The organism is Alicyclobacillus herbarius DSM 13609 (genome assembly GCF_000430585.1).
GTDB lineage: Bacteria > Bacillota > Bacilli > Alicyclobacillales > Alicyclobacillaceae > Alicyclobacillus_G > Alicyclobacillus_G herbarius.
Genome location: NZ_AUMH01000007.1, coordinates 15,508 through 34,793, shown reverse-complemented (window position 1 = coordinate 34,793; position 19,286 = coordinate 15,508). Strand labels below are relative to the sequence as shown.

Sequence of the window (19,286 nt, the reverse complement as noted above, 5' to 3'; positions counted from 1 at the left end):
ACCCGTCCGGCGGTCTCTCCCGCATGCTATGGAGATACGCTAGGTCGTTATGATTTTTTAAGGTTGCGAAACCGCCACTACCGCCCCATGGCGCATATCCTGCTGCATACGCTCACGTACGACCAGGCGGGCCAGATCCACCATGCGGCAGGCGTACGCCCATTCATTGTCATACCAAGCCAGGATCTTGGCCTGTCGCGCGCCGAGCACGAGGGTCGACTCCGTGTCGATGACCGCAGAACGAGCGTCACCGTTGAAGTCCGTCGATACCAGGGGTTCTTCGCAGAGCCCAAGAATGCCGTGTAAGTCGGTCTCGGCCGCCTCACGGAGGACCTCATGAATCCTGTCTCGGGTCACGTGGTCTTGGAAAGAGAGCACACAATCGAGCAAGGAGACATTCGGCGTGGGTACACGCACGGCAATTCCGTCCAGCCGACCCTTAAGTTCTGGCAATACGAGGCCTATCGCGCGAGCTGCCCCCGTACTGGTCGGAATGATGGACTGTCCACAGGCACGCGCCCGACGCCAATCAGAATGCGGGTTATCTAGGTTTCGTTGATCGTTGGTGTAAGCATGGACCGTCGTCACAAGACCACTTTCGATGCCAAACGCGCGGTGCAGCGTCTTCACCACCGGCGCTAGACAATTGGTCGTACAGGAGGCGCCGGAGATGATATGGTGACGGCTGGCCTCGTAAGCCTCGTCGTTAACCCCCACCACAATCGTCACGTCGGCGTCCGCATCCGTTTTCATGGGCGCCGTTACGACCACCTTCTGCGCCCCCTGAGCAAGGTGTACGGAAGCTTTCTCCCGCGTCCGGAACTTCCCGGTCGCCTCAATCACCACGTCAACCTGCAGCTCCCCCCACGGCAATTCCTCGGCAGAACGCGTGGAGAAGACACGGGTTTGTTGTCCATCCACCGCCCACCCGTCGTCCGTCCGTTCGAAGGAGGGACACCACCGGCCATGAACCGAATCGTACTTGAGCAGATGAAGGAGGGTGTCTGCGTCGGCCGTGCCATTGACCGCCACCACCTCAACACCGTCCACTTGCAGCGCTCGCCGGTAGACCATCCGACCAATCCGTCCGAACCCGTTAATGGCTATGCGTATTGCCATTGTTCCGCCTTCGCTCCTTCTCAGAACAGCATCGAAAGGGATCCCTCCTCTATATATTACATCATTTTTATGTAATGATCCACGATATATTTGCGTTATAGTCATTTATAACATCACATTGTCAGTGTTTAGGGTGACTCGCTGTACGCAAGTCACCAAAAAAGCCCGCCCAGTGGACTCTCAAGCGGGCCCTGATGAAATTCCTACTTCATCGAAATTCCTACTTCATCGAAATTCCTACTTCATCGAAATTCCTACTTCATCGAAATTCCTACTTCATCGAAATTCCTACTTCATCGCATCGTAAGGACGTAATGGACACCAAGCAGCAAGAAAAGCATGCCCGCAGCCAAACAGGCAATCGCCAGTCCCCGCAGCACTCGCGCTCACTCCTCCGTCCGGATCTCCAAGACGGAAAACCGCTCCCCCATGCCATCCGGCAACGTCAATTGCTTAATCTGCGCCGCCATCTTCGACCACGACACGCGCGACGCCAGCCCCTCGGCCACCTGCAAGATCCCGTGTTCCATCAGAAAATGGGCCTGCGAACAAAGCGGTAAGACCGTAAAGCCAGCTTGTTCGGCAGCCGCACACGCATGGGACCAATTGACATCCGCTGTAATGTCGACCATACCTGCTTGGTCCAAAATTTCCGTGATTCCGTATACCCGGTGACGCCGGTAGCCGCGCAGGGTCCCAAAGGGGCGGGCGCCGGCCTGCCACTCCTCGCGCGTTATTCCGTAGTCAAAGAAGACCGCGGTGATGGGGATTGCCCAGAAACGAAGACTCGAAAAGAAATCGACCAGTGCGGGCGCAACCTCCGCTTCGCCATTCACCGGACAGTCGACGTACTCGTTCGCGAGTCTGGCAACGTGGGAATCCGCCGTGCGCCATTCAAGCCTTGAGGTGCCGTGACGTTTATCCAAGACGACCCAAGCCTGCTCCCAGCCCTCCTCCGTGCGGCGGACTCGTTCCACCGGGAGTGCATCCAACACTTCATTGGCGATGATGAGCGTCGGCCAGTCGCTGCGAATGTCGTCCCAAACGACTTCCATCACGGTGGGAATGTGAGCGACGGAAATTTGAGCGCTCAACCGCTGCTGTTGCCGTCGTCGCAATATTGGGGAAACCTCGGCCAACACGTAGCGAAGCTTACATTCACGCACTTCCTGCTCACTCCAAGCCTCACAAAAGGAGACCGCAAAGTCTCCTTCACCCGGGCCTAACTCGACAATTTGCAAGGCCGCTGGTTTTCCCCAACGACGCCATACGCCAGCCGCCCACCGTACCAGCGTCTTTGCAAACAGCGGCAGGCTGCTGGCCGTATAAAAGTCGGCCCCCCGCCTGCCAATCGATACATGTTCGGAGTAATAGCCGCCTGGCCCATATAAGGCCGAATCCATAAAGTGGGCGAACGTTTGTTCACCCACTGTTGCCTGATGACTCCCCGACCGTTTAAGTGCCATCGGATTCATTCCTTAAGCTGTATCACGTCGTCAATCAAGCCATACTCTTTCGCTTCTTGCGCCGACATAAAGTTGTCGCGGTCCGTATCCTGCTCCACCCGTTCCAGCGGCTGACCAGTTCGTTCGCTGAGGATTTTGTTCAAGCGCTGCCGCGTGCGGATGATGTGCTCCGCGTGAATTTTAATGTCGGACGCCTGTCCGCGCGCCCCCCCGAGGGGTTGGTGAATCATCACTTCCGAGTTTGGCAGGGCGAAACGCTTGCCTTTCGTACCTGCGGTCAACAGTACCGCGCCCATACTTGCCGCCATTCCGACACAAATGGTCGATACATCTGGTTTAATGTGCTGCATGGTATCGTAAATAGCCAAACCTGCGCTGACCGATCCGCCCGGGCTGTTGATATACATCTGGATGTCCTTGTTTGGGTCGTCAGCCGCCAAAAACAAGAGCTGTGCAACCACCGCATTGGCCACCTCATCATCGATAGCCGTTCCCAAAAAAATAATCCGATCCTTCAAAAGCCGCGAATAGATGTCGTAACTGCGTTCGCCCCGGCTTGTCTGTTCAATGACAATCGGTACCAAACTCATCCAAAATCCCTCCTCACCACTCATCAGCACATAGCTTTGACACATTCAGTATGCCGTAATCGCATGAATTAGTCAAGGAAAGTCAAAGTCAAAATCCGCATGTAGGTGACGCCTTCCCGGAAATACTACCTTCATGCCCTATGTCATTGTCCTTAAGTATACAGAAGGGAGGGAAAGCCAGCATGAAGAGTAACATCAGCACGGCCGACCGCTACCTGCGCCTGGTAGCCGGCTTAATGGCCTACGGCGGCGCTTCCAAGATGCGCAAAGGAGGCCTCGGCAAAGGCTTGTTAATGGCCTTTGGCGCCATGAAAGTCGCCGAAGGGATCACCGGTTGGTGTCCGCTGACCGCCATTGCGGAACAAGTCAACCGCCTTACACCGACTGATGGGCCACCGGTCACCAAGGCAAGAGACCGAATTCACACCGGACACGAGCGGCGGCAGGACGAACGTCGCTCGAGCGGGCAGTCCCGGGACAAGCATAACGAGGAAGAAAGCCACGAGTCGGAACGGGGTCATTCATCCCGAAAAGGAGCAGCAGAGCCGATGCCGGATCATACACATACGGACGAAGATGTGTAGGTGTTGGCAGAAAGAAGCAGAGGCTATGGGGTTCGCCGTGACAGGGAACCCCTCGTCCTCAGGCAAATTGGCGGAAACGGACGCCGTACTTGCCGTGCCGCGTTTGATACACCTGCACTTCATCCGCGTGTATAGGCCCGCGGATGCGTTCATCCGCTTCAATCCACATGACCGCGCAATAGGCTTCAAACTTCGAGTCGTACAGCCCTGCGAAATACACCCAGTGGCTCATCGGCTTCGCCTCCCCCCGGGTTTTAGTATGCGCTCCGGAGAACCGCCTCCCCACGCCAATCGTTACCGGACCGACCGCAAAGGTCTCGGTCTACCCCCGCTGAAATTGTGTGTCCAGAAAGGGATTAGGTCGTTCTGACCCCGTTTTGAACAACCTACAGGTAAACCCGGTCGCCGCCTAACGGTATCACGTTCTCATTGCCAATCGCGTGCCGGGCAATCATCATGGCTTCCCAGTTTCGTCCGTGGTACGACGCACATAGGCGTTCCAAGACCTTTACCGAATACCCTGCGTCCCACAGCGAAAACATGGTGGCCAACACCGACAGCTCACTGTCCACCCCGGCCACGTGCACCTCTTGTACTGCGTGTTCTAACAGAATGCGCCGCACGCGTTCCGTATACCCGGAGTAGGTAGACTTTTCGACGACATAGGCTCGAGGATGTGACAAAAGGAGCGTGTTCTCTCCTTCCAGTTCGTCATACACCCAGCGCGTCAAAATGATGGCTGCGTAGTCGTCTCCGTGTTGATTTAAAAACTTTTGGCACAAACGCGCCACGTAGTCCAACGAACTGCGCAAAAACTCTTCCTGCACATCCAGCAGAATCAGTCCTTTTTTCAACCGATGTACACCCCCATACACCGTTGCAAGCATGCGATTCCGAGTACCCATCATGCGAATCCTAAGTCAATGCGGTATAAGGATTTTTTGCGAAGAGTTTGTCACCCTTATGGTATCACGCAAAATATTCAAACGAGAACAAATCAATATTTATCCCCGGTATGAAATTCACGTCACCAGTCGGGCGCTTTCCTCTTTCTCCCCTTGACTTCTATCTCGAGATAAATTTTGCTACAATAAGTAGTACACACAACGTCCCACAGCGCCCGCGCCTGGGATACGTAAGCTGCATACGGTAACATAACTGGTCATACGGATCGACAGGATATTCGTGAGCCACTGGATGGGAGGGGAGCATCGTGATTGCAAAGGAAGACATCCTGCATTTGAAGACGAAGATACTCCCGGCCGGCGCGGACATGATTCTGGATTTCCTGTCTTCGTATCTGCAGCAGGTGGAATTGACCAGCATTGTGTTAGAGAACGTGCCCCTGTTGATCATCGGCCGCCACGGTATGATTGCTCGCATCCCGAACGGTGGAGGCATCCAAAAGGCGAGCCAGCCCAAGGATATTATCGCATTGCTTCAGTCATATATGCCGAGAAACGAAAAGCTGTATCTGTTTGTAAACCTGCCGGATTTGCCATTGCCAGCGGAGGTCGCCGACGTCATTCGGGAAGTCGAAATGCGGGCGGCCCGCAAATACGAACTGAAACAAATCATAGATGAGGCGCTGGACAAACGGGATAAGCAACGGTTTTTTGACGCGGTACAGGAATGGAAGCAGCTCATGGAATCGGAGGAACCGCCGAATTCGAACCGGTTTTCCCCACGGGATGGGAGGCCTTAGCTTGGACGGTGCACTGGTTTTGTACGACGAAAGCGAAGCGACGACGACTCGGTATCTCGGATACGCGGGCGAATGGAATCGCTACGACCTCGCTATCACGACAACCAGCCACTTCTACGGAAAGTCGCTGGTCACCGCGCTTCAGTCTGGCCGTACCGCGATTTTAGGGGCCGATGATTTAGAGAATATTCCCTACCTAATGCAAGCCTTCGCCCTCAGCAATGAACAGGAAGCGATGGAACTGTCCCAACTCCTGCTCGAAAACGTCTGAGAGAAACCGGTGTCCAACGGGCGCCGGTTTTCTCGGATATCCTCTGAACTGCGGATATGTGTTCCACACAGAGTCCCCCCCGAGATCGTTTAGAAAAGGGTTCCCGCAACGATTGGTCGCCATGTTCACATCCCATGTAAGTCCAGCAGACTCCCGTAGCGATGCGCAAACAATTCGGCAACCCTCTGATACGCTTCATCGCTGAGTGACCCCAGTTTGGATGCCTCATTTTCGTTGTCAATCTGGAAAAAACAGACCTCCAAGGTTGAACCCGTCAACGGATAGTACGCCCCGTACGCGGATTGTTTGTCTCGAAAGTATGCCCCGAGCGCCAGAGGCGTCGAATTCCCGTCGGATTCTTCCAGCGAGATAAAAAAGACATCGCCGATCTCGTCCAACACCCGATCTTGGAACAGTCGCCCCGGATAAGTCAGCTTTGCTCCTACTTCCGTTTGTTCCCGCAACACAAACAACATCTTTTCCTCGTCGCGTTGAAACCGCATCAGGACAAGGTGCGCGTCCTCATACCAAAACGCGTAGGCATCCGCATCCGAAAACTGAAACCAAGTGGTGGATTCCAAACTCTGTCGATCCGCCCTTTCCCGTCAGGTGCTCCACGGTCCCCCGTTGGGGGTCGCTTGCCGGGTACCGCCGTCCGACACTCAGATCTGGGGTTACGACTCGGAATCCTGATATTCCTTCGCCAAGGCCTTGTCAAAGTTTTCCTTGGTCTCCGAGGCGCAGATGTGGAGCATGAACAACGTGGCCAGCGCCGCCACGGCCATTCCGAGTAAGCCCATACAGCCGCCCCCTGTATTTTCCGTTCCTCGCCGTTTCGCTTCCTTGTCATTACGGTTGAAGTGTTGCCGCTTCTAGGTTAATGCTTATAGTTCCAGAATACTAGCGCTTCTCAGGGAGGTCAACCAATATTCTTTTGACCCATTCTCGGGTTGAACCTATAATGAGATTAACTCGATCTACCGCCTGTTCGGCGCACGTTAACTCCGACAGGTCGAATCAGCATAGACAGGAAGGGGCTCGCGGATGAACCACATCAAAAGCAGGTGGATGCTGTACAGTCTCTACGCCCTGCTGTTCGCCTTTGTCCTTCTTGGGATTGTTCTCCACTCGTATCCCCTGCTGATTGCATTGGTCGTCATCGGCATTGCGTTGGCCGTACTCGCCGATAAGCTCGAAAACGAGCCGAGTGAACCGTTTAAGCGTTACAACGAGCAGCACCATCGCCTACATCAATGATTCTTTGCAGGAGGCCGTTCACATGGACCGCAACGAGTTATGGGCGCAGGCGGAAGAACTCGCTGACCTCATCCTGCAAACCGAGGAAATTCAGCGCTACCAGGCCGCCGAAGCCAAACTCCAGCAGCACTCAGAGGCCCAGGCATTGATTCGACGCTTGCGGTCCGTTCAGGAACAGATTGAGGAATTTGCGGCCCGTAAAGTCCCTGAGGGGTATTACCGTCATTTGACGCAGGAATCGGAATCCCTTTTGGAGCAGTTGGAGAAAATCCCGGTTGTACGTGAATTCCAAGAAGCGCAAACGGCGGTGAACAACCTGTTGCAAGACGTCAGCGAGCACTTGGGGCGAGTGGTACAAGAGCGCATCACCGAGGATTGACAGCCAGTCCCTCCTCGATAGCGTCTGGAATCCTGTTTGTGTTTGTAGACGGATAATGATACCATGAACTCACTGTTGTCCAGACGGAACCGGAAAGAAGGGTTACCCATGTCCGAACAAAACCACGACCATCTTCACGATCACGAACATGACCACGATCACGAGACCGAAGAGGTCATTGTCCTGCAGGATGAGGACGGAAACGAACACAACTTCCTCCTAACTGACTTCATTTCCGTGGATGATAAGGATTACGCCGTACTCCTCCCCGCCGATGAAGACGACGATGAAGGCGTCATCATGCGGCTCGAAGGCGAGGATGGGGACGATGTGGTCCTGGCCATCATCGAGGACGAAGAGGAATGGCAAAAGGTCGTCGACGCCTACAATGAATCCTTGCTGTCCGACGAAGAGGACGAGGACGACGAATAGCCTGAAGCCCATTATCGACTCATCGCCACATTTTCGGCGGCGTCACGCTGATCCTGTATAAGGTCAGAGGCGCCGCCTTATGTTTTGTGGCGCCCCTTTTGTTTCGTAGAGCTTTTATAACCCCACCTGTATTCGGTTGGCCCCCTCCTCCAATTGGCGCAATAGCCGGTCTAACGGCACCGCTTTCTTGCCTGACTTGAGGGCCCGAGCCTGACGCTGCGCGCAACTGAGGGCGGAAACACCACCGGCTGCGCGATGGGGACGCTGCACAATCCAGAAGTGGGTCTGCTACGTCCATCGTATGCCCACGATGCAACACCCAATCAATCAACGATTCATACGTTCCCCAACATACCGGAGGCGTTCATAGCAAATAGGGGCTCAAGGCGCACAAAACGCGAATGGCGCAGTGTCATCGGATCTCTCGATCTCGAAACACCGCGCCATTCCTGGCTTTTTTATGGAGCCACCTGTCGGATTCGAACCGACGACCTGCTCATTACGAGGGACTTGGGAGCCATTTCTCCCAGGTCCCTCGACTTCCGTTGAGGGACGAAAAGACTTGTTGTGACCAGGTTTTTCGGTTTGGAGTATCGAGGGATATCGGCGGAGTTCTGGAGAAATCGCCAGAGTTTACACACTTAGTGACACACCTAAACCGCTCACGGCCACCAATGTGTGTACTTCCATCAACCCATAACCTCTCCAAAAATGTTCTACTTCCGACCAGGCGACCCTACGCACTTAGCTCACCGCATCGCGCGGCATGATCTTGACCGTCGCGGCCCGGGCTCGCGAGCTAATCATCGGAGCTAGATACGGACTGCCATGGTATTTTGCTCGGTATGCGTCATCGATGAGGTCGTTGATCGGTCCGTGTACGGGTTCGAACGTCACTTCCTTCGTCATGCCGGCGACCGTGATCCGACCCGCCTTCTCTCGTACCGCAGCCTGATACCAGCGAGAAGCTTTCCCGTTGTACGCGCGCACATACACGGCGTCGCCAACAACCACGGACCAGATCCAGGTCGGGGTACCGTAGGTCACGCCGTCGTCGCGGAACGGTGAGATATGCAGGTCATCCGCCTCGGCAATCTTGCGAAGTTCATCCTCAGACCAAGTAGTCATCAGTCAGCCTCCTTATGGACGCGAACAGTAAGACCTTGATCCCATGACCCGGATGGCGCGGTAGCCTGCCGCCGTCCCAGACTTCAGTCTCTTCCGAACGGATTGTATCCGGGTTTCTTGTACAATTGGTCCCACTTGTTCTTAATGTCCGGGATATACACCTGATCCGTCCAATCTCGTGGATCAACCTCTTCCATGGCCACGGAAACCGACTCTTCTCCGTAACCGAAGATGTTCACCACGTCCTTGACGATGGCTTCCGCCAGACGAACCTTCTGCACCTGCGATTTTCCGGGCCAGAGCTTTACGATAATGTGCGGCATGCGTTCACTCCCTCGAGTTCGTACGTTCCCTGTCAGCGACGTGTAACTGTCGTGCTGAACCTCGGCACGCACGCCGCTGAGCCTTCCTCTTCGATTAACGACGGTATTGTTCGTCGCTCACCTTTTCCATCCAGTCTGCACTCTTGCCGTCCAGAGCCTCCTGAATGGCGATGTGCGTCATACCCGTCGTTGGCGTCGCACCGTGCCAGTGCTTCTCACCTGGCGCGAACCACACCACGTCGCCCGGCCGGATCTCTTCAATCGGACCGCCCCACCGCTGTGCCCAACCGCATCCGGCGATCACGATGAGGGTTTGCCCGAGTGGATGGCTGTGCCACGCTGTGCGGGCCCCTGGCTCAAACGTTACGCTCGCCATGCCCACGCGCGCCGGTTCAGGCGCCTCCCACAGCTTGTCAATGCGCACATGGCCGGTAAAATACTCGGACGGTCCCTTTTCAGACGGTCGGTAACCAACGCGTTTAATTTCCATACTCATTCACTCCTTCACGTGTTTTGCGGCGCGACAGGCCTGCAAACGAGGCGGCCGCTATCATGACGCCCAGCGCCACCGATACAGCCTCATCCAAGGAACTGCCCGGACGGACAAGCTTTCCACTGCAATGCCTCCGATGCCACCCGCTGCCGCGATGCTCAGTTGCAAGATGGAACCGTACAGACTCAGCATGATGCCTGCCGCCGCCGGGGCTAGCTCGACCAAGTTGAACTGCATCCCCGGACCGGATGCCCATACCGAGAAGCCCCACAGCATGAGCTAAAGCGTGGTGACGAATACCGACCTGGCGGTGGTCGAAATGAGCACCAGCGCGATGACCTGGATCGCCATGCTCCCCACCAGAGACTTCGGGATCCCCACGCGATCCGTGACGAACCCGCCCAGTCTGGAACCCGCCAAGGTGGCGATGCCAAAGGCCAGAAGAGCGGCGCTCACATCTCTCTCGCTCATCGAGGTCACCGTCAACAGGTAAGGCGCGATGTACGAATACAGCATCGCATACCCGAGCTGTCAGAAGAATATGACGGAAAAACCCGACAAGATGTTCGGGTTGGTCAAAAGCGCCATTTGCTGCCTCAGCGGAGCGGGCGCTTCACCTTCCATGGCCGGAATCACGAGCATACGCCAGTGCAGCGGCCACCGTCTTGGCGCCGATGACAAATACCTCGCCACCGATGGCAAGGACGATGCGAGAGAGCATGAGCCATTCGAAGCCCGGCAGGATAACGGTTATCGTACATCCGACCATCACGATGGCAAGCGACAGTGCCAACAAGTTCCGCCGATTCATGTTCGTCGTCGCCATCACGAACAGCGGGGAACCGATGGCGTTCGCAATCGCGAACACCGTGATCAACTGTCCTGCCGTCGATACGGAGACGTGTGCCCATGCAGCGATTTTGTCCAGAATCCCGGCAATCACATACTCCGATGTGCTCACGAAGAAGCTGATGAAGGCAAGCATGTAGATTTTCCACGTGTTTTTCATGGCCACCTGATCTGGGAGGAAACCCAGGCCCCTTCCGGCGACTGCGCCGCCCTCGTTGTTTACGGCAGCAGCAACGCCTTGATGGCACGGCGCTCGCTCATCGCCCGGTAACCCTCGGCTACTTGCTCCAGCGGAAGCGTCAGGTCGAAGACCTTGCCGGGGTTGATCTTCCGGTCCCACACCAGGTCAATCAGCTCAGGCAGGTAGCGCCGCACCGGAGCCGGTCCCCCGTGCAGATGGACATGGGCGAAGAACAGTTCCTGCCCGTCGAGCTCCACCCCGTGAGGCACGCCGACGTAGCTCGCGTAGCCGCCCGGGCGCGTGGTACGCACCGCCTGCATCATCGCTTCCTGGGTACCGACACACTCCAGCACTGAATCCGCACCGATGCCATGCGTCAGTTCCTTCACGCGAGCCACGCCCTCTTCGCCGCGTTCAGGAACGATGTCGGTTGCCCCGAATTCGCGTGCCAGCTTCTGCCGCAACGGGTTGCGGCTCATCACGATGATCCGCTCGGCCCCCATCTGCTTCGCCGCGATCACGGCACACAAACCGACCGCACCGTCGCCCACGACCACGACCGTAGAGCCGGGCTTGACGTTGGCAGCGTCCGCCGCAAACCATCCGGTCCCCATGACGTCAGACAGCGTCAAAAGACTCGGGATCAGGTCCTGCGGTGGCTGTTCCGGTGTAGGAACGAGCGTGCCATCCGCCATTGGTACACGCAACCGTGTGGCCTGCGCACCGCCCACGAACTCCTTGTGCAAACACGACGACTGGTACCCATGGTGGCAGATGACGCAAGTGTTGTCAGAGGCAAAGAACGAACCGATGACGAACTGGCCCGGCTTGACCGACTTGACCTCGCTGCCGACCTCCTCTACAATGCCGCAGTACTCATGGCCCATCGGAGTAGGCTGGGTTACAGGGTTGATGCCCCGATAATCCCACAGGTCGGACCCGCACACGCAAGTTGCGACAATCCTGATGATGGCATCCGTCGGTTTCAAGATTTTCGGATCCGGCAGCTCTTCAAAACGCACGTCACCAGGGCCGTACAGTACAGTGCCCTTCACGCACGACCTCCCCTTTCGCTTGGCAAATCTCAACGTTGATTGTTTAATCAACACACGTCTATAATCATAGGCAGTCCCGACAGACACGCAATCGTTAATTTGACCTCATCCGTCGATAAATCAACAGGTCGCGATAATGTGTTCAAAATTTACCACGGGGAGCGGTGCTCACAGTATGACCAATTCAAAGGTGGACAGAAGGGTTTTGAAGTCTCGAGAGGCCATCAAACAAGCGGTACTTGAGCTGATGTCAGAGAAAAGCTTCGACGACATCACGATTCAGGACATCGCCGATAGAGCCAATGTCAACCGAGGCACCATATATCTCCACTACGCCGACAAATTCGATCTATTGGATAAGATCATCGAGGAACACATCGAGGAAATGCGAAACCTCGCGGCGTGGGCATGTGAACTGGACTGGATAGAGGCCACGCGGATCTTCTTCGAGTACTTCGAGCAGCACTATCTGTTCTTTTCGACCATGCTGGCCAGCAAGGCAGCTCCGTCGTTTCGAATCCGTTTCCTCGAATACCTCATTGAGTCGTTTCGGGATGAGCTGGCCAGAGAAGGGGGAGGCGACCCGCGGATAAATGAAGACGTGATGCTGCGCTTTGTGGGGACAGCCTACGTGGGTGTCGTGGAATGGTGGATTACACAAGGCATGCCGCATACCCCAGCATTGATGGCACAACAAGTCGGTATGCTGCTCGAGAAACATTTCTGACCGCCAGGTCTTCGCACCCACCTATCCCTTCGGCCAATACGCCCGCAGCGCCCGTCCGCACGTTGAACGCCACCAATCGATCCCACCGGCGGAACCCCCACAATAGCAGCCCTTGATTCGGATACAGTGGCGGATACTGAAAGTGGTCCGGGAACGTCATCGGAAACTGCAGGCGGACCGGTCCATCATAGGTGTTTTGGGACCGGGCCGGGGTGTCTGATTCTTTCGTGAGTGTGGCTGTCGCCGGATCGAACTTTGCCTGGTGCCAGACCTTCGAAAACATGACGTTCCCGTCGTCATCGACCGAGTCCGTCCGGATCAAGAGGTCCAAACGATCGCCGCTGAACGACACGCCCGCGATGGCCTCGTTCGGACCGAAGGTGGAAGCCAATGGGACAAAGTACCAACCAGACCCTGGCGTCACACGACTCCCACCCGGCGCTTCACCGCTGTTGTCGATCCCGTTGCCACGTCCACGCTGTCCCTGCCCGACCGCTTCATTGCCCGCCCCGGTGGCCGCAACACGCCCCGTCCCACCGGAGTGGTCGCACCCCATCAGAGCCAAGTAAAGACTCAATACGCAGATGGAAACCAGTCGCGCGTTCACCGGCATCGACCCGCTTTTACCCGACAAGTACACCTCGATCCTCTCGGTTTTCCAGTCCCAAGACAAGCCCTGGGCGAGCTGACGCGAGTTCAACTAATAACGGGGTCATGCAGGTGGCGATTCTGTGGGGGACCCTGTGGGGAACCGGCTGGCGTAGACCATGTGTCGCGGACCTCATTAAGGCATTCGAGTGATCCCCGCCACGGCGACACACAACAAGGGGAGTGAAGGCGAGGTCCCAACAGCCGTGAAATGCTTGCCATCCGCGGATAGCCCGAGCGTTTCCTTCTGTGCGTGCATGGGTGTCGGTGTCCGCGACGCCACCGTGCCGGGCGGAATCCCGAGCATCTCCGCAATTTCCCTACGTGTGTAGTCGTGCAGGTAATTCAGGACGACCACTGTCTTCAATTTGGGCGGCAGACTGCGGATGGACTGGACCAACGCTTGACGTTGAAGCGATTCCGTCACGTCGTCCGCGAGGTCCAAGTGGATCCCGCAGGCCCGCGCATCCGCACTCCGAACCAAAGCGTCTTTCAGCCGGCCCAGGCGCCACTGCTTTCGCCGGTGTGCGCTGACCTGGCGAATGACAATCCCCGTGAGCCAAGGGCCGAACGGCCGGGCGGAATCGAACCGTGGTAAAGAGCAGTACACCGCGACGTAGATGTCCTGAACGACGTCTTCGAGATCGGACGGATTTTCCAGAAGATAGTGCACCAACCTCGCGACATCCGTCACGGTGCGGTTGTACAACTCCCAGAACGCCGTCTCGTCTTGTACCTGCAGCCGCCGAATCAGTTCGGGTTCTACGTGGATGGCCGTTGCGTGAACCTCCCTTCCTGTGTTTGCACCATATTGGTTCACACGCGGGATTCGGATCACGTGTGGTCTTGTCGGAGATGTCGCAATGTCCTTGCGCGACGATCCATTCCTCCTTGCGCCTCCCTGCTGGATCAAACCAACCGCTCCGATCCATCAAGGAACGCTGTCCTCAACGCTGTCGCACGCCCTTGTCGGTGTTGCCCCGACGCCGCTCAGGTGAAATCGGGTATCATGGTAGTTAGGCAGAATGAACATGACAAGGGGGAACACCCATGCGAGTGGAGCGGGAGGAACTGCATCGGTTGATTGACCAGTTGCCAGATAGTGAAGTGGCACCGGCACTGCGCTACCTCAGGTATCTGCGCGATCTCGGTGAAGATCCACTGCTGAAGAAGCTCACGTCAGCACCAGCGGACGATGAACCTGAGACGGAAGGAGAACGGACGGGAGCTGAACAAGCCCGAAGGGAATTGAAGACAGGAAACGTGTTGACCACAGAAGAATTGGAACCTCACGACATATGACCGACATTCCCGACATACCGACACATACTTGAAAACTCAAGTCCATCCTGGCTCCCTCGCATTCCGGGACCTCGCCCACGGTTCCGACACAACCCGACATATTCTCGTGACCCGGGAGCTTTTGTCGGGTTGTGTCGGATCGAACTTATGTTCTCGCACGTCGTCGTGCGCCCAGCAGCACTGGATGTCTGACTGTGTCGGTTATGTCGGAATGTCGGGTGAGCTGATAATGGTGATTTGCAAGGCCCCGCGCGGTCCCTCTGAAACTACCCCGTAGCCGTGGTCCGCGATGTCCATGATCAATTGTCTTGCTTCCGAAGCCCGCCTCACCCCCACGACATTGGCCCTCTGAATATCGCGTGTATCTGCGGTGCCTCCATGCCGTCGGATCCAGTCCACAGCCCGTTGCACCCGGTCGCTCCGGATAGGCAACGTCAATTGATCATATACAAGGCGTGTGTGCGACTTAAAATATTCCACCAACCGGATCGCATTGGACACGGCTTCCTCATTGATCACCAAATCCCGATGTTCACCGGTTGCTTCCATCAGACACTGCACAACGAGGGACAAGCGAATCGCATAAGTATCCAATTTCGCATACCACGAAAGCAGGTCATCTGACAAATCCGGGTCGTTCTGTTCAGCGATGTGCTTTGATCGCCACTCCCGCCAGCGCTCCCGTGCGGATGGACAAAATTGCATCACAATGGGCCGAGTTAGAACGGATCTGCTGACTTCATGGAGGTAATGACATGTATCCACCCATGCGTTCATGGATCGGTCGGACACAACGGCCTCGGCATTCCGCTGTGGAACGGGTCGCGGAAACGAGACTAGAAATCGCTGGGCAAATCCGTCATGTAAACTAAATTCATGAGCCAGTCCCGTCAATTTGGAGGGTTGGATGCCACCTGTGATACACAGATATGGATTACGAACATAGATTCGGTAACTTTTCCTGACGTATCTCACCGGCTCGCCACTCCACAAACTCAAGACGACCGCCTTGTCCGACCCACGTCCGCCCTTATACTGGTTCAACGACAGCGACAGTCCGGAGAATTCTTCCACGTAATACAGAATACCCGTTGGATTTTCGGAAAGGATTTCAAGGAGAGCCTCGACAGTCGAATTCGTCGTGTAGATTTCCTTTGGAGTCAACCCTTCCGAATCACCGGATCTTGCTTCCATCTCACGCTCACGAATAAATTCCTCGTCGTACGCCCGTTGAATCATCTCGACCGGCTGGATGGCCTTGTGGATTGCGGGTGTCTTTCCCCGACCCGAGGGACCTACGACCACCGTCCAAATGCGTGCTCCCTCCTGCCAATCCGGCTTAGGTTCTGCAACCCGACTTGGACCAATACACAAACCCGCGACAGACAGCATCGGCACCGCAACGTAATCAGGTGGACAACTGATGGATTCGGCGGTTTCCCACACAAGTTCCTGCAATGGACGTGGATAGACGTCCACCGGAAAGGGGGGCACGTCATGCCGAGGCAACGGCATGACGTCGTCCCGATGCACAACCCCCGAACCGTGTCGGCGTTCGTATTCGGCGAGACGAGCGATGCCTCCCTTAGCGGACATACGAATCACCCTGACGCCGAAACAGTTCCCGGACCGCGATGCTGTCCACCACGCGTAGCAGTTCGTTGTGCGGTAAGGGAGGTCGATTTTGGAAATTCCATGCAATCATCAAGGACTGTACGATATACGGATCGACCCTATGACGCAGTAGGTATCCGCATAGACGGCTTGCGGCAGTGTTTCGCACTCCTTCTGAGACCCCCTGCGCGATGGCCCGGAGCTCATTCAACCGGGACAATTCGGTCCTCGAAGGAGCAAATTGGACACTCTCGTCAACGATTGACTTGGAAGAAGAGAGCAAATCGACCAACCAATGCGGGGCCTCAACGACCGAGGCAGTCCCAGGTCCGACCACCCACGCATAAGCCTGCTCCGTGCGACTCGGTGGAACCAGGACGTACCCTCCGTCGCCACGCCAATCGATCCCTTGCAAACGCCCAGAACCGACACCACATCCAATTGGAGCGTCATGGCTGTAACGGAAATACAGGTGCCAACCGCCCCCGCCCGTACGTACACACCAGGTAGGTGCTATACTTGCATGCTCTGTGACGAGCTCCCGCCAGTTGACCATTCCGCCATGCCGAAGGTCGATGTCGAGCACCCACACCTTGCTGACTCGACCAGTGGCAACGGCAAGGTTGGCATTGGGGAATGCGCAAGCCCACTCGTCAATTCGCTCCAGTTCTGTGGTTGCATCCTTGTACCCATGACGGGTTAATGGACGCTTGCCCCCAGCTTGACACGGAAACACCGGCCACCCCTGCTGGGCATACCTGACCGCATACTGCCAGACCGTCACCCTGTGTGATACACTGTTTACGTTAGAGTTGCTTTGCCCAGTTCCAGCTGGGCTCTTTTTCTGTACCATCTCAGTTCGCCTCCCGACGCCAACCACCCGGATAAGCTTTGCCACCCGTTTGGATCCAACGCTCCAGTTGTTCCGGATCCACGCGCAGTTGCCGACCCAGCCGAACAACCGGGATCAACCCTTCGCGGGCGAGTTCATACACGCGACTGACTGACACTCCACAGATCTCTGCAACCTCCGTCATCGTGAGCAACCGGCGTACCATTCACTATCACCTCCATGAATGTCTGGGTACATTATCGCACCTCGCCCGAACACACGTCGTTCAGTTCTGCACTTCAACAAAATTCGTTTCTCAGAGACTTGACAAAAACCCAATCCATTGACCCACGCAATCACCAGAAAGACTTGTAAGCCCCCGCGCCCTCGTCGGAAGCCCATAGGCCGTTCACTTTCTCTTCCGTGCACTTAGCGAATGAACGGCGCACCCGATTGGGCCAGCGCGTCAGCCAACCATCTTGGGTGCATTGGGAGGATGTCTTCGGGTAGGCCATTGACGGGGAAAAACCGCACATCCAAGCTTTCCGGTAAAGCCTTCTCGATGTTTCCACCGCAAATCTCCATTTCGAAGCACAGGGTTACAAAGTGCACGACCCGCCCATTTGGGTACTGAAATACCTGCGATTCGGGATCGGAGTATATCCCAATGAGCCTCTTGACCCGTGTCCGTAACCCTGTCTCTTCACAGACCTCCCGAACTGCCGCATTCGCGACCGTTTCACCCGGCTCAACATGTCCTGACGGGATGCCCCATAGGTCGACGTCGGCTCGCTTTTGCAGAAGAACACGCCCGTGCGAGTCAAAGATGATCATGGCAACCCCAGGGCGAATTTCGTCGATCCGTGTCACGTCGAATCCCTCCTAAACGAAATAGCCCGAGGAGAAAGGCTCTCAGCGCATGACAGTGCGCTGAACCTTCCCCCTCGGGCCTTTTGTGCCAATAGGTGCATCCGGCGACACAAGCCGGACATGTAGCCCTCGGTCGCAGACCTTCGCGCCCCCGGCACGAAGCGGAACCCTAGCTACCCTATCCCGGTTCAGTGATTCCAAATGTACTTTTGTTCAATTTTACAGCCACGTTCGTCGCGATGAAAAGTGGAGAACTTGTCTTCCTTGTCAATGTTCGAGGACGGCTCTCAACACCGTACACTCGTTCGATCCGTCGTTCGAACGGGTCCCCCGGAGTGCCCACGTACGTGATCTCTACGAGTCCGCCCGATCAGCGTACTGAGTACCGACAGAATGCCACCACATTCCCGAGAAATCGTGTACGTCATGCGTACACAACGCATACACGTCTTGTTTGCCATCCATCTATCTATCACCCAGCCCTCGTCTATCCGAAGCCACAACAACATCTCTCTTTTCACTGGGTTCCCATTTATTGCGTACACGTTGCAACGGCTATCGCCCGCAACCGTGTACACAACGACGCACCATCGTGACACATCAACGCAACGACCCCAAATATATGTCTGTCACCTCTTCTCGATGATGGCCCAGCAGTTCACTCACGCGGGCCTTGGCCTCCTTATCCGACAACCCGGCCTCGCGAAACTCCATATATCGGTCCCGCGCATACCCATGACGAAGCCCGTGTGCGGTGACCGTGCTCCCTGGCGGGCGATGATGGCGTATGTAATCCTGCACCTCACGGATCGCTTCGTGGGTTTTCACGCCGGGGGCAACGAACAGCTTATCACCGGGTCGTGCGTGCCGGACAGCCTGTTCCAACACGTCGCGCGCTTCTCCCCGAAGCGGGACATAGCGGATCAATCCTCCTTTGCCCTTGACCTCCAGCACGTTCGTCACCAACGCCTGGCGCGCGTGCGCGACATCGATCCGGTGTGCCTCATGAATTCTCAACCCGAGGTCCCGCGCCAGAATGAGCACGCTCCGAATGCGATCCGGTGCTTCGTTGATGATCCGCAACTCCTCTGCTTTCCACGTCCGGTCATGCCCTCGGAAACTCCGGCGACCGATGTTCATCCGGAGGTTGAATGTCCGTGCGTCCTCCAGCGGGCGCTTCAAGCCGACCTGATCCGCAATCCAGCGGATCGCCGAAAGCTCGGTTTTGATGTGCGCCGGCGTTCGCCCGTTCGCCTGCATGTACCGCACGTATGCCTCCAAGTGTTTGTCCTGCAAATTTCGCAGATTTTTCAATTGAAACTGTGCACCAAGAAACTTCGCCAACCGTTGCCCGGCTTCCCGGTACCGCTCGCGCGTGCGAATGCTCCCCTGGCGAGTGTGGCGAAACACCGCCCGCACCTGGTCCATCAGTGTCTTCTCCGTGCTCCCCATGATGAGGTT

General features: G+C 56.2%; 29 protein-coding genes. 8 read left to right on the top strand and 21 right to left on the bottom strand.

The features are described from left to right. Positions 1 to 57 precede the first annotated feature (57 nt). From gap to clpP, 3 genes are all read right to left on the bottom strand, one after another. Positions 58 to 1,119 carry a type I glyceraldehyde-3-phosphate dehydrogenase gene (gene gap / locus H522_RS0106145; protein ID WP_026961643.1) on the bottom strand — a complete coding sequence of 354 codons (1,062 nt, stop codon included), beginning with the start codon at positions 1,117 to 1,119 and terminating at the stop codon, positions 58 to 60. A 386-nt stretch (positions 1,120 to 1,505) separates the two neighbouring features. Further along, entirely contained in the window at positions 1,506 to 2,585 is a 1,080-nt protein-coding gene (locus H522_RS0106135; RefSeq protein WP_162143486.1) for an SAM-dependent methyltransferase, read from the bottom strand. Between the two features lie 5 nt (positions 2,586 to 2,590). Next, a complete protein-coding gene (gene clpP / locus H522_RS0106130) occupies positions 2,591 to 3,175 on the bottom strand; it encodes an ATP-dependent Clp endopeptidase proteolytic subunit ClpP (RefSeq protein ID WP_026961641.1) in 585 nt (194 codons plus the stop codon). A gap of 182 nt (positions 3,176 to 3,357) precedes the next feature. On the opposite strand from clpP, the gene H522_RS17925 reads away from it, so the two are divergent. After that, positions 3,358 to 3,759: a YgaP family membrane protein gene (locus H522_RS17925; RefSeq protein WP_035452873.1), complete on the top strand. Its 402-nt coding sequence runs from the start codon at positions 3,358 to 3,360 to the stop codon at positions 3,757 to 3,759. Between the two features lie 58 nt (positions 3,760 to 3,817). On the opposite strand, the gene H522_RS21835 is transcribed toward H522_RS17925, so the two are convergent. Continuing rightward, positions 3,818 to 3,991, bottom strand: a complete 174-nt coding sequence (locus H522_RS21835) for a hypothetical protein (protein ID WP_169726624.1) — start codon at positions 3,989 to 3,991, stop codon at positions 3,818 to 3,820. A 154-nt stretch (positions 3,992 to 4,145) separates the two neighbouring features. Further along, entirely contained in the window at positions 4,146 to 4,613 is a 468-nt protein-coding gene (locus H522_RS0106115; protein ID WP_026961640.1) for a cysteine hydrolase family protein, read from the bottom strand. A 359-nt stretch (positions 4,614 to 4,972) separates the two neighbouring features. Between H522_RS0106115 and H522_RS17920 the strand changes: the two genes are divergently transcribed. Both H522_RS17920 and H522_RS0106105 read left to right on the top strand, forming a co-directional pair. Beyond that, a complete protein-coding gene (locus tag H522_RS17920) occupies positions 4,973 to 5,464 on the top strand; it encodes an IDEAL domain-containing protein (RefSeq protein WP_051343964.1) in 492 nt (163 codons plus the stop codon). A 1-nt stretch (position 5,465) separates the two neighbouring features. After that, positions 5,466 to 5,735 carry a DUF3055 domain-containing protein gene (locus H522_RS0106105; RefSeq protein ID WP_245578036.1) on the top strand — a complete coding sequence of 90 codons (270 nt, stop codon included), beginning with the start codon at positions 5,466 to 5,468 and terminating at the stop codon, positions 5,733 to 5,735. A 125-nt stretch (positions 5,736 to 5,860) separates the two neighbouring features. Here H522_RS0106105 and H522_RS0106100 read toward each other — a convergent pair whose 3' ends face one another. Continuing rightward, positions 5,861 to 6,316 (bottom strand): hypothetical protein, encoded by a 456-nt coding sequence (locus H522_RS0106100; protein WP_026961638.1) that lies wholly within the window; start codon positions 6,314 to 6,316, stop codon positions 5,861 to 5,863. A 93-nt stretch (positions 6,317 to 6,409) separates the two neighbouring features. Beyond that, a complete protein-coding gene (locus tag H522_RS22305) occupies positions 6,410 to 6,535 on the bottom strand; it encodes a hypothetical protein (RefSeq protein WP_273365601.1) in 126 nt (41 codons plus the stop codon). 244 nt (positions 6,536 to 6,779) lie between these two features. On the opposite strand from H522_RS22305, the gene H522_RS0106090 reads away from it, so the two are divergent. From H522_RS0106090 to H522_RS0106080, 3 genes are all read left to right on the top strand, one after another. Beyond that, positions 6,780 to 6,992: a hypothetical protein gene (locus H522_RS0106090; RefSeq protein ID WP_026961637.1), complete on the top strand. Its 213-nt coding sequence runs from the start codon at positions 6,780 to 6,782 to the stop codon at positions 6,990 to 6,992. A 22-nt stretch (positions 6,993 to 7,014) separates the two neighbouring features. Further along, a complete protein-coding gene (locus H522_RS0106085; RefSeq protein ID WP_026961636.1) occupies positions 7,015 to 7,371 on the top strand; it encodes a YlbF/YmcA family competence regulator in 357 nt (118 codons plus the stop codon). A 108-nt stretch (positions 7,372 to 7,479) separates the two neighbouring features. After that, a complete protein-coding gene (locus H522_RS0106080) occupies positions 7,480 to 7,803 on the top strand; it encodes a DUF1292 domain-containing protein (protein ID WP_026961635.1) in 324 nt (107 codons plus the stop codon). A gap of 744 nt (positions 7,804 to 8,547) precedes the next feature. Here H522_RS0106080 and H522_RS0106075 read toward each other — a convergent pair. From H522_RS0106075 to H522_RS0106045, 7 genes are all read right to left on the bottom strand, one after another. After that, positions 8,548 to 8,931: a DUF2255 family protein gene (locus tag H522_RS0106075; protein WP_026961634.1), complete on the bottom strand. Its 384-nt coding sequence runs from the start codon at positions 8,929 to 8,931 to the stop codon at positions 8,548 to 8,550. Between the two features lie 83 nt (positions 8,932 to 9,014). Then, positions 9,015 to 9,254: a tautomerase family protein gene (locus tag H522_RS0106070; protein WP_026961633.1), complete on the bottom strand. Its 240-nt coding sequence runs from the start codon at positions 9,252 to 9,254 to the stop codon at positions 9,015 to 9,017. A gap of 94 nt (positions 9,255 to 9,348) precedes the next feature. Further along, the gene (locus H522_RS0106065; protein ID WP_026961632.1) at positions 9,349 to 9,744 is read right to left on the bottom strand and encodes a (R)-mandelonitrile lyase; all 396 of its coding nucleotides are present in this window, start codon (positions 9,742 to 9,744) and stop codon (positions 9,349 to 9,351) included. A 60-nt stretch (positions 9,745 to 9,804) separates the two neighbouring features. Then, positions 9,805 to 9,972 (bottom strand): hypothetical protein, encoded by a 168-nt coding sequence (locus tag H522_RS22085; protein ID WP_245578035.1) that lies wholly within the window; start codon positions 9,970 to 9,972, stop codon positions 9,805 to 9,807. A gap of 54 nt (positions 9,973 to 10,026) precedes the next feature. Beyond that, the gene (locus tag H522_RS22080; RefSeq protein ID WP_245578034.1) at positions 10,027 to 10,218 is read right to left on the bottom strand and encodes a hypothetical protein; all 192 of its coding nucleotides are present in this window, start codon (positions 10,216 to 10,218) and stop codon (positions 10,027 to 10,029) included. A 142-nt stretch (positions 10,219 to 10,360) separates the two neighbouring features. Then, positions 10,361 to 10,756 (bottom strand): MFS transporter, encoded by a 396-nt coding sequence (locus H522_RS22075; RefSeq protein WP_026961629.1) that lies wholly within the window; start codon positions 10,754 to 10,756, stop codon positions 10,361 to 10,363. A gap of 59 nt (positions 10,757 to 10,815) precedes the next feature. Beyond that, positions 10,816 to 11,832, bottom strand: coding sequence for a zinc-dependent alcohol dehydrogenase family protein (locus H522_RS0106045; RefSeq protein ID WP_026961628.1), 1,017 nt, complete (start codon positions 11,830 to 11,832; stop codon positions 10,816 to 10,818). A 175-nt stretch (positions 11,833 to 12,007) separates the two neighbouring features. Between H522_RS0106045 and H522_RS0106040 the strand changes: the two genes are divergently transcribed. After that, positions 12,008 to 12,559: a TetR/AcrR family transcriptional regulator gene (locus H522_RS0106040; protein WP_026961627.1), complete on the top strand. Its 552-nt coding sequence runs from the start codon at positions 12,008 to 12,010 to the stop codon at positions 12,557 to 12,559. Here H522_RS0106040 and H522_RS0106035 read toward each other — a convergent pair. Both H522_RS0106035 and H522_RS17910 read right to left on the bottom strand, forming a co-directional pair. Next, positions 12,486 to 13,199 carry a hypothetical protein gene (locus tag H522_RS0106035; protein WP_026961626.1) on the bottom strand — a complete coding sequence of 238 codons (714 nt, stop codon included), beginning with the start codon at positions 13,197 to 13,199 and terminating at the stop codon, positions 12,486 to 12,488. The genes H522_RS0106040 and H522_RS0106035 overlap by 74 nt on opposite strands. Before the next feature lie 144 nt (positions 13,200 to 13,343). Further along, entirely contained in the window at positions 13,344 to 14,027 is a 684-nt protein-coding gene (locus tag H522_RS17910; RefSeq protein ID WP_162143485.1) for a sigma-70 family RNA polymerase sigma factor, read from the bottom strand. 230 nt (positions 14,028 to 14,257) lie between these two features. Between H522_RS17910 and H522_RS0106025 the strand changes: the two genes are divergently transcribed. Further along, positions 14,258 to 14,509, top strand: coding sequence for a hypothetical protein (locus tag H522_RS0106025; RefSeq protein WP_026961625.1), 252 nt, complete (start codon positions 14,258 to 14,260; stop codon positions 14,507 to 14,509). Between the two features lie 201 nt (positions 14,510 to 14,710). Here the strand turns inward: H522_RS0106025 and H522_RS0106020 are convergent, their stop codons facing one another. The 5 genes from H522_RS0106020 to H522_RS20405 form a co-directional block, all read right to left on the bottom strand. Then, positions 14,711 to 16,105: a DUF3987 domain-containing protein gene (locus tag H522_RS0106020; protein WP_026961624.1), complete on the bottom strand. Its 1,395-nt coding sequence runs from the start codon at positions 16,103 to 16,105 to the stop codon at positions 14,711 to 14,713. Beyond that, on the bottom strand, positions 16,095 to 16,976 hold the full coding sequence (locus H522_RS17905; protein ID WP_051343962.1) for a bifunctional DNA primase/polymerase: 882 nt from the start codon (positions 16,974 to 16,976) through the stop codon (positions 16,095 to 16,097). The genes H522_RS0106020 and H522_RS17905 overlap by 11 nt, the downstream gene beginning before the upstream one ends. 1 nt (position 16,977) lies before the next feature. Next, positions 16,978 to 17,181 (bottom strand): helix-turn-helix domain-containing protein, encoded by a 204-nt coding sequence (locus H522_RS0106010; protein WP_026961623.1) that lies wholly within the window; start codon positions 17,179 to 17,181, stop codon positions 16,978 to 16,980. Positions 17,182 to 17,384: 203 nt separating this feature from the next. Next, positions 17,385 to 17,825, bottom strand: a complete 441-nt coding sequence (locus H522_RS0106005; protein ID WP_026961622.1) for an NUDIX domain-containing protein — start codon at positions 17,823 to 17,825, stop codon at positions 17,385 to 17,387. Between the two features lie 600 nt (positions 17,826 to 18,425). After that, the gene (locus H522_RS20405; RefSeq protein WP_051343961.1) at positions 18,426 to 19,277 is read right to left on the bottom strand and encodes a tyrosine-type recombinase/integrase; all 852 of its coding nucleotides are present in this window, start codon (positions 19,275 to 19,277) and stop codon (positions 18,426 to 18,428) included. Between the last annotated feature and the right edge of the window lie 9 nt (positions 19,278 to 19,286).